The organism is Nonlabens sp. Hel1_33_55 (assembly GCF_900101765.1).
Classification (GTDB): domain Bacteria; phylum Bacteroidota; class Bacteroidia; order Flavobacteriales; family Flavobacteriaceae; genus Nonlabens.
In genome coordinates this window covers 1,507,304-1,522,966 of the sequence record NZ_LT627735.1, presented here as the reverse complement: position 1 = coordinate 1,522,966, position 15,663 = coordinate 1,507,304, and the positions used below count along the sequence as shown (strand labels likewise).

Annotated in this window: 13 protein-coding genes; 3 read left to right on the top strand and 10 right to left on the bottom strand. The window is 38.7% G+C overall.

Annotated features, from left to right (window positions below; translation table 11 throughout):
* Positions 1–8 precede the first annotated feature (8 nt).
* Entirely contained in the window at positions 9–2,006 is a 1,998-nt protein-coding gene (locus tag BLO34_RS06780) for a DUF3352 domain-containing protein (RefSeq protein WP_090753820.1), read from the top strand.
* Here the strand turns inward: BLO34_RS06780 and pyrF are convergent.
* From pyrF to prfA, 4 genes are all read right to left on the bottom strand, one after another.
* Complete coding sequence (gene pyrF, locus BLO34_RS06775; protein WP_090753817.1) at positions 2,003–2,818, bottom strand: orotidine-5'-phosphate decarboxylase; 816 nt, start codon at positions 2,816–2,818, stop codon at positions 2,003–2,005. The genes BLO34_RS06780 and pyrF overlap by 4 nt on opposite strands.
* Positions 2,819–3,448, bottom strand: a complete 630-nt coding sequence (locus BLO34_RS06770; protein ID WP_090753814.1) for a hypothetical protein — start codon at positions 3,446–3,448, stop codon at positions 2,819–2,821.
* 29 nt (positions 3,449–3,477) lie between these two features.
* Complete coding sequence (locus tag BLO34_RS06765; protein WP_090753812.1) at positions 3,478–4,089, bottom strand: hypothetical protein; 612 nt, start codon at positions 4,087–4,089, stop codon at positions 3,478–3,480.
* Positions 4,090–4,245: 156 nt separating this feature from the next.
* On the bottom strand, positions 4,246–5,322 hold the full coding sequence (prfA, locus tag BLO34_RS06760; protein ID WP_090753809.1) for a peptide chain release factor 1: 1,077 nt from the start codon (positions 5,320–5,322) through the stop codon (positions 4,246–4,248).
* A gap of 90 nt (positions 5,323–5,412) precedes the next feature.
* Here prfA and BLO34_RS06755 point away from each other — a divergent pair, with 90 nt between their 5' ends.
* Positions 5,413–6,018, top strand: a complete 606-nt coding sequence (locus BLO34_RS06755; RefSeq protein WP_157686707.1) for a hypothetical protein — start codon at positions 5,413–5,415, stop codon at positions 6,016–6,018.
* A 6-nt stretch (positions 6,019–6,024) separates the two neighbouring features.
* The gene (locus BLO34_RS06750) at positions 6,025–6,495 is read left to right on the top strand and encodes a peptide-methionine (S)-S-oxide reductase (protein WP_090753803.1); all 471 of its coding nucleotides are present in this window, start codon (positions 6,025–6,027) and stop codon (positions 6,493–6,495) included.
* Between the two features lie 28 nt (positions 6,496–6,523).
* Here the strand turns inward: BLO34_RS06750 and BLO34_RS06745 are convergent, their stop codons facing one another.
* The 6 genes from BLO34_RS06745 to BLO34_RS06720 form a co-directional block, all read right to left on the bottom strand.
* A complete protein-coding gene (locus BLO34_RS06745; RefSeq protein ID WP_090753800.1) occupies positions 6,524–7,702 on the bottom strand; it encodes an AIR synthase related protein in 1,179 nt (392 codons plus the stop codon).
* Between the two features lie 98 nt (positions 7,703–7,800).
* Entirely contained in the window at positions 7,801–8,427 is a 627-nt protein-coding gene (locus tag BLO34_RS06740) for a hypothetical protein (RefSeq protein WP_090753797.1), read from the bottom strand.
* Positions 8,424–9,590 (bottom strand): cytochrome-c peroxidase, encoded by a 1,167-nt coding sequence (locus tag BLO34_RS06735; RefSeq protein ID WP_090753794.1) that lies wholly within the window; start codon positions 9,588–9,590, stop codon positions 8,424–8,426. The genes BLO34_RS06740 and BLO34_RS06735 overlap by 4 nt, the downstream gene beginning before the upstream one ends.
* A 63-nt stretch (positions 9,591–9,653) precedes the next feature.
* Entirely contained in the window at positions 9,654–11,144 is a 1,491-nt protein-coding gene (locus tag BLO34_RS06730; RefSeq protein WP_090753792.1) for a hypothetical protein, read from the bottom strand.
* On the bottom strand, positions 11,131–12,582 hold the full coding sequence (locus BLO34_RS06725) for a RagB/SusD family nutrient uptake outer membrane protein (RefSeq protein ID WP_090753790.1): 1,452 nt from the start codon (positions 12,580–12,582) through the stop codon (positions 11,131–11,133). The genes BLO34_RS06730 and BLO34_RS06725 overlap by 14 nt, the downstream gene beginning before the upstream one ends.
* Positions 12,582–15,596: a SusC/RagA family TonB-linked outer membrane protein gene (locus BLO34_RS06720; protein ID WP_090753788.1), complete on the bottom strand. Its 3,015-nt coding sequence runs from the start codon at positions 15,594–15,596 to the stop codon at positions 12,582–12,584. Before BLO34_RS06720 ends, BLO34_RS06725 begins: the two co-directional genes overlap by 1 nt.
* Positions 15,597–15,663: the final 67 nt, after the last annotated feature.

Sequence of the window (15,663 nt, the reverse complement as noted above, 5' to 3'; positions counted from 1 at the left end):
ATAGATAAATGAAAAAGAAAATCATCTGGATCACAATCCTTTTAGTAATAGGATTTCTAGTATATCAAGCCATCCAGTTTTTTATAGTCAAGCAGGACAACATAAATTCCATTTATCTGATACCTTCAGATGCGATTTTCTTTTTTGAGATGGATGAACCTATTTCTAATCTAAAGACACTTTCCAAAAGTGAGATCTGGGATCATTTCCAGACTAATGAGCAGATTCATGAAATGAGTGCAGCGCTCAATGCGATTGACTCCATGTTTCAGTCAGAAACTGATTTGTTTGAGGTCATTGGTGATCGTGACTTAATTGTGAGTACGCACATGATCAAGCGCGATGATTATGGTTTTCTATATATCGTCGATCTAGGTAAGCTTTCCAGACTCAATTTGATTAAGAAAAACATCAATCAGTTTTTAAGCGATGGTTTCAAAGTAACTAAACGCAGTTTTGAAAACGTGGAACTGACTGAAATCACAGATCAGGAGTCTTATGAGACCTTAACCATAGGGTTTATAGAAAACCAGATGATCGCATCCTACACCGGCAATCTAGTAGAAAAAAGCATCACCGAATATCAAAGCCCTACCATAGGTCGTGATCTACAATTCCTAGAGGTACAACATCAGGTTAAGCAAAATGATCTTTTAAGGTTTTACTTGAATCATAAAATGATCAAGGACTACTACCGTATTTTCTCCAATGAACCTAGCGAAAATATAGACCTGCTCACCAATGCTTTTACCTTTTCAGGATGGAGTATTGATGAGAAGAATGACAAGTTACTTACCGCTACAGGTGCGACGACTAGTGGCGCTACGACGATTAGTTTAATACGAGCCTTAGAGAAAAGTGGTACGACAACTCGTGATATTACAGAGGTGATTCCTGAAAGTACGGCATTTTTCGTCAGCTTCGCTTTTGAGGAATTTAAGGACTTGCACGACAATTTTTATGATTTAGTTTCTACCTCAAATCCTGAAACGCTCAAGACTTATGAAGATGGTAAAAAGCGTGTAGAGAAGTTTCTTGACATTTCACTAGAGCATGATTTTTACGAATGGGTAGATGATGAGATCGCTTTCGCGACCTGCCTGCCGGCAGGCAGGAAGCAATTCCTGAATGGAGATGAAGAACAAGAAGGTCTGGTTATCGTGCTCAAGTCAAAAGATGTTGACGTGAGCACTGCAAGTTTGAACAAGATCCAGAAGCAAATCAGAAAGCGCACGCCGGTCAAGTTCAAGACGGTAACCTATCGCGATTATCAGATCAATTATTTAGAAATCAAGGGCTTTTTCAAACTGATTTTGGGAAGCATGTTTGAGCGTATCGAGAAACCCTATTACACAACCATCGATGATTACGTGGTGTTTAGTAACTCGCCTAAAACATTGAAACTCTTTATTGATTCTTATGAAGAAAGAAAAACGCTGGCAAGAAATGATTATTTCATAGATTTTGAAGATGAATTTTACTCCAGTAGTAATGTGTTTCTCTATGTGAATACCAATCTAGCACTAGCCGCGGGAAAAGGATTCTTGACAACAGAGTCTAAAGAATTACTTGCTAAAGAAGAACCGTTTTTCTCACAATTGACACAGATAGGTGTGGAATTAATCGCGGTAGAAGATAGGTTTGATTCAAAGCTGGCGCTACATTATGATAAGGAATATGATCTGGATGCAATACGACTGGAAGAAAAATATAGGAATCAGCCCATGGATTTTATTACAGTCAAGGATGAAATTGATTCTGAAACAATCTTCAGAATTGACATTTTCCCGAATGATTTTACCGCGAGCCGTTATGAAACCAAGTACTCGAATGGTAAAACTAAATCAAGAGTTTCACTAAAGGACGGCAAACCAGATGGTGTGTTTAAAGAATACTACGCTAACGGCGATCTTAAGATTTCTGGTCGCTACAAGAAAGGAGAACAAACCGGCACATGGAAAGTATACGGCCGTGATGGGAAGCTATTTTATAAACGAAAATATTAGACCGATAGGAGTGTGGCCATTTGCTCCTGTAATTCCTGTGCCTTAGAGCGAGCAGCTTCAGCAAAATCTTCTTTTTGGGAAGCGTACAATATTCCTCTAGAGGAATTTACCAATAATCCAACTTTGTCGTTTGCTCCATATTTGAAAACTTCTTCAAGACTGCCACCTTGAGCACCTACACCAGGCACGAGCAGGAATGAATCTGGTACGATTTGTCGTATTTCTTTAAGGTATTCTGCTTTGGTAGCACCAACTACGTACATTAATCGGTCGCTGTTTTTGTATTGAGAAGCCGTTTCTAAAACCTTTTGATATAGCGGTTTATTCTCTGATGTAAGCGTTTGAAAATCAAAAGCTCCTGCGTTAGAAGTAAGTGCCAGAAGTATCGCAAACTTGTTTTCAAATTCCAGAAATGGTTCGACACTATCTTTTCCCATATAAGGCGCAATGGTAACGCTGTCAAAGTTGAGATCCTCAAAAAAAGCTTTGGCATATCGCGTTGAGGTATTGCCTATATCGCCGCGTTTGGCATCTGCGATTGTGAAGTGGTTGGGGTAGTTTTCGTTAAGATAGTTAATGGTTTTTTCCAGTGATCTCCAGCCTTTGACTCCATAAGCTTCAAAGAATGCAGTGTTGGGTTTATAGGCTACGCATAGGTCGTGGGTTGCATCTATTATCGCGTTCGCGAAAGCGAACAAAGGATCCTCTTCCTGCAACAGATGTGGTGGGATCTTATCCAAATCCACGTCAAGACCTACACATAGAAAGGATTTTTTTTCTTGAATCTGTTTTGTAAGTTCTTTTGACTTCATTTAGTTTTCTAAAGGATCTTCTGGTAATTGACTTTTCAATTTCGCAATATAATAAGCAACTTGCTCCTGACTGTAAGAGCGGTTCTCCTGATAGAATTTACCTTCTTTATTCACAACTAGAACATTTTCACATTCTCTGGCATTATTAAAAAAGTGATCTAACAAGAACCCTTTTTCATCCCAATAATAGCGATTCGAGTAGGAGCCAAATGCTTTACCATATCGCTCGCTCGCTTCCACATGAACCACTTTTGCACCCATTACATTGATGTCATTGTAAAAAGGTTCCCAATAGTTGCGGGAGCGATCGTATCTGGTTTTTGGGTCTGTTGGTTTGTTTAATTTGATCGTGCAGTCATCATCTGATAAATTGTAGTTGATGACTAAAAGATCTTGATTCCACCTAAAAGTTTCTTGAAGAAAAGTAAGATCATCCTGATCAAAAGTTCCTGCATAGTCATACCTTAAGTTATCAGCAGGGTTGCCTAAAATCTTATTTTGAGAATCTAACTGTTTGTTGGATTGTTGAATTCCACAACCGGTTGTAAAAATGATAAGGAGCAGACTTGCTAAAAACTTTATAGTTTTTAAAAAGTCGCTAGATAGAATGGTTAGACTCGATTCTCGCATGCTGTAGCAGGTTGGTGTATCTCGATAATTTATTTGAGAGTAACGTTAGCTATTTTCTCATCACCATGATAGATCTCAAAGTTTTTTAACTCATTAGGCAACGCAAAATACAAATCTAATTTGCATGATTTCAGGTCTTCTGGTTCGAGATAAGATGGAAAGATTTTAGGTTTTTTCTTAGTTCCAAAGTTGATATCGGGAGATATGTTTTCAAAGCCGTCGATGTCATAATTCTGGAAAGTGTCTTTAATGTCAGGATCGTAGGATACTAGATCTTTCACTTTTTGAGCATCCATAGAATTGAAGGCTAGTCTATTAAAGGGTATAAAGATCCAGCCAGCTGCATAATTATACCTTACATCCAGCGGTCGTACTCTGACATTAGCTTCATTAGATACTAAGTAAAATTTGTTGGGATCAAAACTTTCTTTTTGTCCTGTTAAAGATTTAAGGCGTAGTCTTACCTGAGCCTTTTTAGTCTGTTTTGAAGTTTTTATCGTGTATTCCCAAGTAGAACCAGATGCTTTCTTTGCCTTGATTAATTTCAATTTGAAGTTTTCAGACGTCACATAGTCTTGACTAATGGCTGTGATTCCATAAAAAACAAAAAGGCAAATAAGTAGTCTTTTTACAATATTCAATAGTTCAATTTTATTTAATTAAAATCTTAAGCCTTCGATTTAAACAGGGAAAACTAATTTCATAAGAAGCATTCTTATATTTGATTTAATAGCTTTTCGTCATTCATCTAATTACTTCTTTTGTTGATGGAAAAAATCGTAAAACTTCAAACGGGTTTAGATACCATCATCATTCATTTGCATCTTCTCTGTGTTGTCTACTAGTTGCAGCTCATCAATGATCTTTTGAACGTCACCGTTGATGATGTTATCCAGATCATATAACGTTAGATTGATGCGGTGATCAGTCACACGACCTTGTGGGTAATTGTAGGTTCTGATCTTTGCACTACGGTCACCAGAACTTACCATGGTTTTACGCAAGGCGCTATCGGCTTCCATTTTCTTTGCTAACTCAATCTCATACAATCGAGAACGCAATACTTTCAATGCTTTTTCAAGGTTCTTATGTGATGATTTTTCATCCTGACAGCTCACGATCATGCCCGTAGGTTCGTGATGTAATTTGATAGCAGAATAGGTTGTATTTACAGACTGTCCACCAGGTCCAGTTGACGTTGTGCGTTCAATACGCACCTCGCTCATATCAAGTTGTACGTCAAACTCTTCCGCTTCTGGTAAAACCATTACTGTGGCTGCACTGGTATGAACACGACCTTGAGTTTCGGTTTGTGGCACACGTTGTACACGATGCACACCAGCTTCAAATTTTAGGGTGCCGTAAACATCAGGGCCATTGACTTCAAAAATAATTTCCTTGAAACCGCCGCTGGTTCCATGACTTGTATCTACCACATTGGTGCTCCAACCTTTAGTGGAGCAGTATTTCTCGTACATTCTGTAAAGATCACCCGCAAAAATACTCGCTTCATCACCACCAGTTCCTGCGCGTATTTCCATCACGGCATTTTTGGCATCTTCTGGATCTTTAGGGATCATCATCATTCTGATTTCCTCTTCCAGTTTTGGTATCGCTTCATTTGCTTCGTCTAGCTGCATTTGAGCCATTTCGGCCATGTCTGGATCGCTACCATCTGCGATAATCTCCTCAGCTTCGGTTTTATTTGCAGTCAATTCCATATAGATTTCCCGCTTGTCCATAAGATCTTTGAGATCCTTATATTCCTTTGTCAGCGAGACGTAGCGCTTCTGGTCCTGAATGATATCGGGCTGGATGATCAGATCATTGACCTCGTCAAACCTCGTTTTTACTATGTTTAATTTATCTAGCATCTTCTTTTCTCAAGTCTTGCGAAAATACGGAAATTGACTGTGATTTTAAGGCATAGTAATTGGTTCGATATCCTAACAAAAATGACGACCATGATAAAATTCTTTACCTGTAGTATTTTCTTTATTGCACTTTATGCTAACAGTCAATCATTTGAAATAAGTGCTGGTGCAGGAACTGGCGCCTATTATTTCATAGAGGAAGCCGATAATAGTGTGAACACAGCTTATGACTCACCAGCATCCATTTTCTTCGATCTAAAGTATAATTTTAAAGATAGGTTTGATGGTATGAAAATGAGATTTCAAAATACAAGTGTCAATGTGGTTGGTGATGATTATCAAACCCGCAGCCCACTGGATGGAACTGTGGAGTCTTTTACGATCTCTGCTCTCTATGAGCGATTAAGAGCTGATAAGGTCTTTAACATTGGCTACAATGTGGGTCTTGGGTTCACGCAACAAGACTTTGTACAGATAAAAAATAATAATATTCCAGCATTAGAAGATAGGTTTGTAAGCGTAACGGCAAATGGTATTTTCTCGTTACGATTACATGATCAATTACGTTTAATTGCTGAAACGGGAGTGTTTTGGACTGATCCAATAAACTCATTTAAAGGTACAAGGAACTGGCAAACTGCTGGCGAGGATGTGAGTCTACTGCTTCAAGCAGGTATTTCCTATCGATTTAAATAAAATAATATTATACAAATCATAGGTCTTGGTGGTGGCTGCCATTGGTGCACAGAAGCAGTTTTTCAGCAACTTGAAGGCGTTTCAAATGTTCGTCAGGGTTATATAAAAAGTCTCGCACCACATGATACTTGGAGCGAGGCTATTCTCGTAGATGTAGATCTAGCAGTAATCTCGTTAGAGAAATTAATAGACATACATTTAGAAACCCATTCCTCAACGGTAAACCATCAGAGGCGTTCAGAATATCGCAGCGCAGTTTACGTGATGGAAGATAATCAGATGAAAAGGGTAGAGGTTGTAATGAGCTCGCTTTCGCGAAAGCGAGATAAAAACTACATCACGCAAATTTTAAAGTTTGTGGAATTTAAAGCGTCGAGATCATCCATTCAAGATTATTATCGAACCAGACCTGATGCTCCATTTTGTAAGAGATACATCGAGCCTAAGCTGGAAATCCTCAAAAAACTTGAGGAATAACTAGAAACCGAATCGGCCGACTAGTACATCAATATTCAAAAGTTCCAAACTCACTTTTGATAGTCAGTTTTTTAGAATCACTCGCCTCGACACGTCCTACAATTTGAGCTGGAACATTAAAGGACTTTGATATTTCAATGATTTCTTGTGCAATGGATGGATCAACATAGAGTTCCATACGATGTCCCATATTGAATACTTGATACATTTCCTTCCAGTCGGTTTTAGACTCTTCTTGAATCATCTTGAACAATGGTGGTAATTGAAAAAGATTGTCTTTTATAATATGCAGCTGATCTACAAAATGAAGAATTTTAGTTTGTGCACCACCACTACAGTGTACCATCCCATGTAGCTGATTTTTATCAACGGTACTCAGTATCTTTTTGATGATGGGTGCATAGGTGCGTGTAGGAGAGAGCACCAGTTTACCAGCATCCAATTCACTTCCTTCAACTCGATCAACCAAATTTTTAGAACCAGAATAGACGAGTTCTTCAGGAACTGCAGCGTCAAAACTCTCTGGATATTTTTGGGCTATTGCTTTATTGAAAACATCATGTCTCGCACTGGTAAGACCATTGCTTCCCATGCCGCCATTGTATGAAGATTCATAATTGGCTTGACCGTAACTGGTAAGGCCTACAATTACATCTCCAGCTTTAATGTTGGCATTATCAATCACATCGCTACGTTTCATTCTAGCGGTTATCGTGGAGTCTACAATAATTGTACGCACTAGATCACCGACGTCTGCCGTCTCGCCGCCTGTAGAAATAATTTCAACGCCGTGGGATTTGAGATCTGCAATGAGTTCTTCAGTTCCATTGATAATGGCACTGATGACTTCGCCAGGAATTAGGTTTTTATTGCGTCCTATAGTACTTGACAAGAGAATGTTTTCTGTAGCGCCCACACAAAGTAGGTCGTCAATATTCATGATCAACGCATCTTGTGCAATTCCCTTCCAAACCGATAGATCTCCAGTTTCTTTCCAGTAGGTATATGCTAGACTGGATTTTGTTCCTGCACCATCTGCATGCATGATGAGACAGTGATCTTCAGAGCCAGTCAAATAATCCGGAACGATTTTACAGAAAGCTTGTGGGAACAAGCCTTTGTCCACATTCTTGATAGCATTATGTACATCTTCCTTACCGGCACTAACGCCTCGCTGGGCATATCTTTTGGAAATTTCTTTGCTCATGCGGCAAAAATACTATTTAGGATTATAGCAATGTATAAGTAAATAAAGAATGTGAGGCAGCCTGAATGGGAAATCTCATTGTAAGAGAATTTTTATTATCAATCAACTTTTCTTGATGAACCTTGGCTGGCAAGAATGCTGTCGACAACTTTGAGTCGTCCAGGGCTGTATTGAAAACTGAGCTTCATCATTTCTCGAGCGTTTAATTTGTCTTTAACTCCTTCCACTTTTAATTGGCGTAAACGTTCTTTTAAACCTTTTAAGATTTTAGTTTTTTGTTCATTTTTAATTTTAGGATCTCGCAAATCATTAATGAATTTGTAGGGATAAGTATAGCCCATATCAGCAGCGATTGCTTTGGTTTCATTTTTATTAAGTAAAATACTCCAACTGGCACGATCCCAAGTGTACGCTAGTGCTAAAGTTGCCTTTCTGACTTGACTTGCATTTTCTAACTCCTCATTAAGAACTACTTTTAAAGAGTCTGCGTAGGTCATATTTTTTCCTTCCTTGTAGCGGTATTTAGAGTTCCATTTATTGAATAGATCACTGGGCACATTAATCCTATATAATTCATTAAGATATTTATAATCGTATTCAAACCAGTCAACAGATTTGTCTTCGATTTTCATTTTTACTGACTCTTTATCTTCTACTTGTGCTTGGGTAACAAACCCTAAAATTAGAAAGAAAAGTATAGGTAAAGGTTTGAATTTGTATTTCATTGCGGTATATTTCTAACGTTAACTCGTTGTGTTTTAGAGGACAAAGTTTCCATGAAGGCAATAACAGCGTCTATCTCTTCTCTGGTAAGATTTATGGGTTTCAACAAGGGAGACGGTTTTGGTATTAGAGAATCACGGCCTACACCTACATACCGATCTTGGATGGGTGCAGGATTACCTGTATTGTAAAATTCTAAAACGTCCACCATGGTAGGAAAATGACCATGATGAAACCATGGTCCCGTACGAGCTACTTCACGCAGAGAAGGTGTCCTGAATTTTCCTAGATCTTCTAGATCGTTTGTTACATAATATCGACCTAGATCCTCATCCCTAGTTCCAAAAAGATGTTGACCGTCATTATGAAATTTATTATCACTGAAGTAGGGTGAATTGTGGCAATTTATACATCGCGCTTTAGTTCTGAAAAGGTGTAAACCATGAACTTCTTGATCTGTATAAAGTTCCTTATTCCCTTGAATGAATCTATCAAACTTACTTTTTGAGCTCTTGATGGTGCGCTCAAAGGTGGCTATGGCATTGAGAATATGATCAATAGTAATTTCTTCATCTCCATAGGCATCGTGAAAGAGTGGTTGATATCCCTCAATTGCTTTAATATTTTCTACAGCTATGTCTAAATTAGAATTCATTTCAACTTTATCAGGAATGGGGAAACGAGCTTGATCCTCAAGGCTGGTAGCTCTACCATCCCAGAAAAGGTCATGAGCATATGCACTATTCATTATGGTCATAGCATTGCGCTTGCCTGTTCGACGCTCATGTCCAAACGATCTAGTTAAGTTATCAGTCCATGCAAGTTCGGGATTATGACACGATGCACAGGCAATCTGTCCAGATTCTGAAAGTCTTGGGTCAAAAAATAGCATTTTCCCCAATTCTCGTTTTGCTAGTGAAAATGGGTTGTTGATGGGATACTTAATTTTAGGTAGCAAGCCCAGGTCCCTGAACTCTTTCCTATCAATTAATGAATCTAGCTCTGGATCCGGCCAGAGTTTGGTATTGGGCTGGCTGTATCGATCCCTGAGCTTATCAATTTCAGTGTATCCTTGATCTTCGTTTGAAGATGGTTTACAACTGACTAAAAAAATAGCGCAAGAAGCGATATATAAGAATTTATTGAAGTTTTTGAGAATCGTCAAATCAACTATAATTTATTGGTATAAGGAATTATTCTGCTTTCGCGAAAGCGAGCTCAATCAAATCTACTGCAAAGATATAGGCACCTTGCAATCAATCATCAAATCTGCAGGATCTGTAAAGTTGCTTGAGTTGTAGATCCTATATGTATCAGTTCGTGTACCACCAAAAAGTCTGTTGTTAGTTAGGTTGATATCAACAGAGATTTCTATTAAGCCAGGAGAAATTTCTTGATACGTGCCTATACCATCAATATTGAAAAATTCGGTTATGCCTCCATTCGCTTGAGTTGTACCTATTTGTATGGTTTGTTCGATTACCTGCACAGTTCCTTGCGTCGTACTCGTACCATTTGCTGGAAAAAATTCTAAAGCTGGGATGATGTTAAAACCTGGAGAAGTATCACCATTGGTACCTTCGTTAGTGAACCATCTTTTTAAATTGAATGGGTTGGTAGTGCGATTTTCCAAAAACGTGTTAAAGGATATTCTAAAAGCATGGTAATAGATATCATCAGAAGGATCTGTCGTCCCATTGTCATCAGCAAGTATCGCGTTAGGATCATCAGCCGAGACTATTACCGGATTTGTAAAAGCATTGAAATTACTCCATTCACATAAACCGCTATTATTATCGTCAAACCAATGAATACCATAAGTGCGGTAAAAAGGATCACCAGCATCATAGAATTGGCTTGCCGTATTCACTGATTTATCTCTGATAGTAAGAGGCTCTCTAATTATTGTGAAGAAAGGTGAACCGTTTTGTGTATAACCATCTAGTGGGTTTATGGCAAGATTTGTTCTATATCGCAAATCGTCATTAGTGAAATCCTCTTCAATGGTAAAGGTCAATCTGACTAGATCATCAGATATGAATTGCTGTCTTTCTAATCTAAAGTTGAAATTGCTTTGTGTAGCAGTGAAAAACTCAAAATTATCGAGGTCGTCTTGAATATAACCATTTGGAAAATTAACGTCAATTGCTACTTGTTCTCCAGACGTTCCCGTTACATCCACACGACTGGGACCTACAATCGAATACTGCAATGAGAGATCTGAAAAGTTGATAAGAAGCTCATCATTAGATAATTGGTCATTAGGAGCGCCTATAGTTATGTCTGGATCGCTCGATTCTAAAAGTTTGAGATCAATAGTTGGATTTAAGGAAGAATCCCATAATTCATTAACTCTTATAAACAACGTATCGACCAATTGATTTCCACTAAAAGTAAACTCATCAGTTGGTTCTAGTATTACATTATCCAGTCCTGTAATAGTTGCACGGTAGCTTAATGTAACCGTTTCATTCAACGGCTCTGATGTCAGCGCTACAGGAATTTTAAGAGTCTTAACATTGTCTTTAGAATAGAATTCAGTAGCTGATCTACCTAGCTCGACATTAGGAAATACAATGGGATCATCATTTCCGTCCAATTGTAGGAAAAAGCGTGCAAACCTTCCGTTCTCATTTGAAAATGACCTATTATCATCGCTATCACATGCAACTATAAAAGTTAGAACTAGTACTGCCAATAAATATTTAGTAACCTTCATTCTGTATCATATTTTCATTGTTGACAATACTTGCTCTAGGAATGGGTAAGATGTAGAACGGCGATGGATATTCCAGATTGCATGGGTTTGCAAGACAACCTTGGTTCCTTACTATATCTTTTTGATATCTGATAATGTCATAAAAAGTCATGGCCTCAAATGCAAATTCCCGTCTGCGTTCGAGAAATATTTCTTCTAGAATATCTGCGCTGTCATCTACAGCGACCAATCCTGCTCTTGTCCTGATATCATTCAACAGTCTCAAAGATGTTGGGTTGCCAGGAGTCAATCGTTCCAGCGCTTCGGCTTGAGTTAAATACATTTCTGATAGGCGCATATATAGGGTTTGATTGCCTGGCTGATATTTTTCACAGAAAAAATAGGTTTGATCTTCTCTACCGTTAGGTGTTGCAGTTGACAATTCCTGTGGAATATATAATTGAGAGCGTATATCACTGCTGCTATAAAGATCCAGTAAATCCCCACTCGCGACGAAATCTCCATAATTATTGGAGGCTGCGTAAACGTAGTAGGCAGCAATGCTGGAGCTCACATCACCTTCTGAAGTTCTTGGGGTTGCAAAAACAATTATGCTTTCACTCAGGTCATTGATGCCAGACCACTCGCTTAAGTAGTTTTGGTTAAGGGTAAGTTGCAATCCAGAGGTTGTGATGACATCACCTGCAAGAGTAGCTGCTGTTTCCCAGTCATTGTATTGCAATGCAACTCTTGCATAAAGAGCCTTAGTGGTGAGTTCATTAAAAAAGTTGACCGGGCTACCTGTTGGAATGATTTGATTATCGGTAAAAAGAGACAATGCGTTGTCAAGATCCTGCTGGAGTAACTCATAGGTTTCCGCGACGGATACTCGTGCAGGAAAATCAGTACCAGCTTGAATGACCTGCTGGTTATAAACGATTCCCAGATGGCTGCCATCACTGGTGAAGTTGATATTTTGAGAAAATAGTAGAGAAATATGATAGTGGCAAAAAGCTCTTATGGCTAGTAATTTCGCTTGTATTTGTTGCCGCTCTGCTGCTGTGAAAAAATCAAATTGATTAAGTCGCTCTAACAACAAATTTGCTTGATTGATCGTGTTGTAGCAATCACTATAAAAAGTGTCAAACTCCAAGTCATCTGGAGTGTTCTCAAAGTTATAGGTGGCTTCGATGCCTAGACCACTGGTGACATTTACTTCACCAGTGGTCAAGGAAGGTGTAAATGTCATGTTGCCGCTTTGAATCCCTGGATACAAATGGACCTTTGATGAAACGATGGTTTCTACATCATTGTAAATTCCAGAGATCGCAGCAAGGGCGCCATCTGCTGTAGATAGTTGCTCGTCAATGGATATTTGTTCATCTGGTTCTACATCCAGAAAATCACTACAACTTACTGTTGCTAGCAGGAGCGCCATGATATAAATGATCTTTTTCATTAGAATGTAGTATTGATTCCTATAGAGAACGTTCTCTGCTCTGGATAGGTATTTTTAAATTCTGCTATTCCATTTCTTCCTGGTGCACTCTTTTCTTTATACCAGGTGTACAAATTAGAACCGTTAAAATTGAAGGATAGAGTTTTGACGGGTAGCTTCCACTTATCGACTGGAGCGACATAACTAAGTGTAACAGACTTTAACTGAAAGTTTGAGGTATCATAAATATACCTGGAAGAATTGATGATACTTACTGAATTAGTAGGCGCTGGATATCCAGCGAGATCACCAGGTGCTCTCCAGGCTTCATAAAAAGCATTCACATTTAAATTTCTGTTTGTCAATGTATTGTAGCTGTCAATCAATGTTCTGTTGACTAATTGATCTGCGCCATACGCATAAGTGGTGATGATTCCCAGATTGAAACTTTTGTAACTAAAATTATTGCGCAAACCGCCGTAGAAATCTGCTTGTGAATCTCCTAAAACGACCCAATCGCTGTTATCAAAATTTTCCCGGACATAGGCTGAATCATATACCTGTCCATCCACAAGAAACAATTCTCTTCCAGTTGCGGGATCTATTCCCAAGGATTCAAAGCCATAAATTGCCGTTGTGCTGCTTCCTATTTGTTGGGCTCTGGCAGTAGTTGCTGCAGAGAAGGAAGAGCTTGATCCTACCAGATCAAGAATCTCGCTATCCAGCGTGGCAATGTTGAAGGATGTGGTCCATTCAAAATCTTCATTTTTAACCCAGCTGGACTCTAGGGTAAATTCAATACCTCTATTACGCATGGTGGCGCCATTAATTTGAATGTTAGCGTATCCTGACTCAGGAATCACCGGCCTAGAAACAATCAGGTCGTTACGCTTATCGTTGAATACTTCAAATACCATTCTAAGTTTGTTGAAAATATTCCAATCAAGGCCTAGGTTGAATTTGTTGTTCTTTTCCCAACCTAAATTTGGATTAGGTGCGTCTTGAGTCAATGTAGCTGACCCAGATGGATTACCCGTATATCCATCAAAAGGATCATTGTTATCCACTGTGTAAAGCCCCAGTGCTCGATAACTACCTATTCGAGAGTTTCCAGTAGTCCCATAACTAGCACGTAATCTCAAAAAATCAGTAAATGTGTTTTCTTTGAAGAATTTTTCATTTGATATAACCCAGCTAGCTCCAGCGCCGCCGTTGAAAGCAGTATTATTATCATCACCAAAAGCAGAACTTTGATCAATTCTAAAATTCACCAACAAAAAGTACGTTTTGTCAAAGTTGTAATTTAATTGGGTAAAGGCAGACCTGCCATATCGTTCTGAGGTGTCGTCACGTTGATCAATCACTTCTGCATTTTCAATGGGTTGAGGCGAGGTGAAGTTTTGAAATCCTTGAGCTCTCACAAATGATAAATTGACTTTTTCACCTCTAGTTTCAAAGCCAGCGATGGCGTCAAAGTTGTGAACCTCATTCCATGACTGATCATAAGCAACTGTAGTGCTAAAATTCCATGATCTTGTATCTCGATCTCTTATTAAACGTCTACCAGGACCTGAAGTATTATAAATACCAGAACCATTGAGGCCAGAAAAGAATTTTTGTTCATCCTTGTTCGAGTAATCTGTTCCATAAAGAACTGTGGCATTCAAGTAATCTGTAAACCTATAATTGATGTTCAGGCTTCCCAAAAGTGCAAATGTCTTAGCTTCTGCAATATTTTGTTGGGCCACCGCCAGAGGGTTACCGTATGTTGCAAACGGAGTGAAATTTCCATCAGCATCTCTTACTGGAATGGTTGGATCCACAGCAAAGGCATATAGAGTATTAGGGTTATTCTTTGCAATCCAAGAAGGAGATAAATTCAATGTTGCATTAAGTTTTTTGCTTACATAACTAGTGGAGAGTGCAGTGTTGAACTGCTCAAACGAATTTGCTATTTGAGTTTCTGTTCTGTTTTGGTAGGATACGCTTCCGCGAAAGCGAAAAAATTCACCGCCGCCACTTGCACCTACGGTGTATCTTGAATAGGAACCTTGTTGATTTAAAAGGTCAAACCAATTGGTATTCACTCCATTCCATTCTCGAATATTGTTTAAGTCACCGTTATTGGTGTTATATATGTTGCGCAATTCAGTGTATTGCTCACCGTTCAAATATTTGATTCCGTTAAAGGAATCGCTAATTCCACCTTGGAAACTAGCATTAAACTTGATGGGACCAGCAGTACCTTTCTTAGTGGTGATTAAAATGACTCCGTTTGCAGCATCTGCTCCATAAAGACCCACAGCTGCCGCATCCTTGAGTACCTCGATAGATTCTATGTCCTGAATACCAACTCTCGCTAGAGGGTTTAGAAAGTTCTCTGATAAAGCATTCGTTCCTGCATCAAAGAATGCACTTCCATCAATACCTAATTCTTCTGTTAATATAATGCCATCTACTATTATTAGAGGTTGGGTGCTGGTTCCTACTGCATTGTTAGTCAATGGAGTTAAAGATCCTTGACCACGTATATTAATGGAGACTGGTTCACCGAGATTAGGATTCGTCTCGATAAATACACCTGCCACTTGACCCTGTAATAGCTCATCAATACTGGTTGCTGGTTGTTCAATGGCAAGCTCGCCTGGCTTGACAGAAGAGATGCTTCCTACAACTTCTTCACGCCTCTTTTTAGTACCATAGGATGAAGTAATGACAACAGCATCCAATGATTCTACATCTTCATCCAATCGAATATTAAACACAGATTTAGTGCCTATTTGTACCTCTTTTGGGAGGTAACCTAAATAAGCAAACACCAATACTGTAGAAGTATTATCCTGATTTCTTAATATGTAGTTGAATTTTCCATCAAAATCTGTAGTTGTTCCTAACGTTGTACCCTTGATCTGAACAGTCACCCCAAACAAAGGCTCTCCAGCCGCGTTGGTCACACTTCCTGAAATAGAACGAGTATTCTGACCTATAACTAAGAAGGATGCAAATAGGAATAGAAATGGAAGGGTTTTACACATAGTAATTAGGTGTGCTATTAAAAGAAAGCTGCTTTAATATAAATTGAAGCAGCTTTTATAACTTATA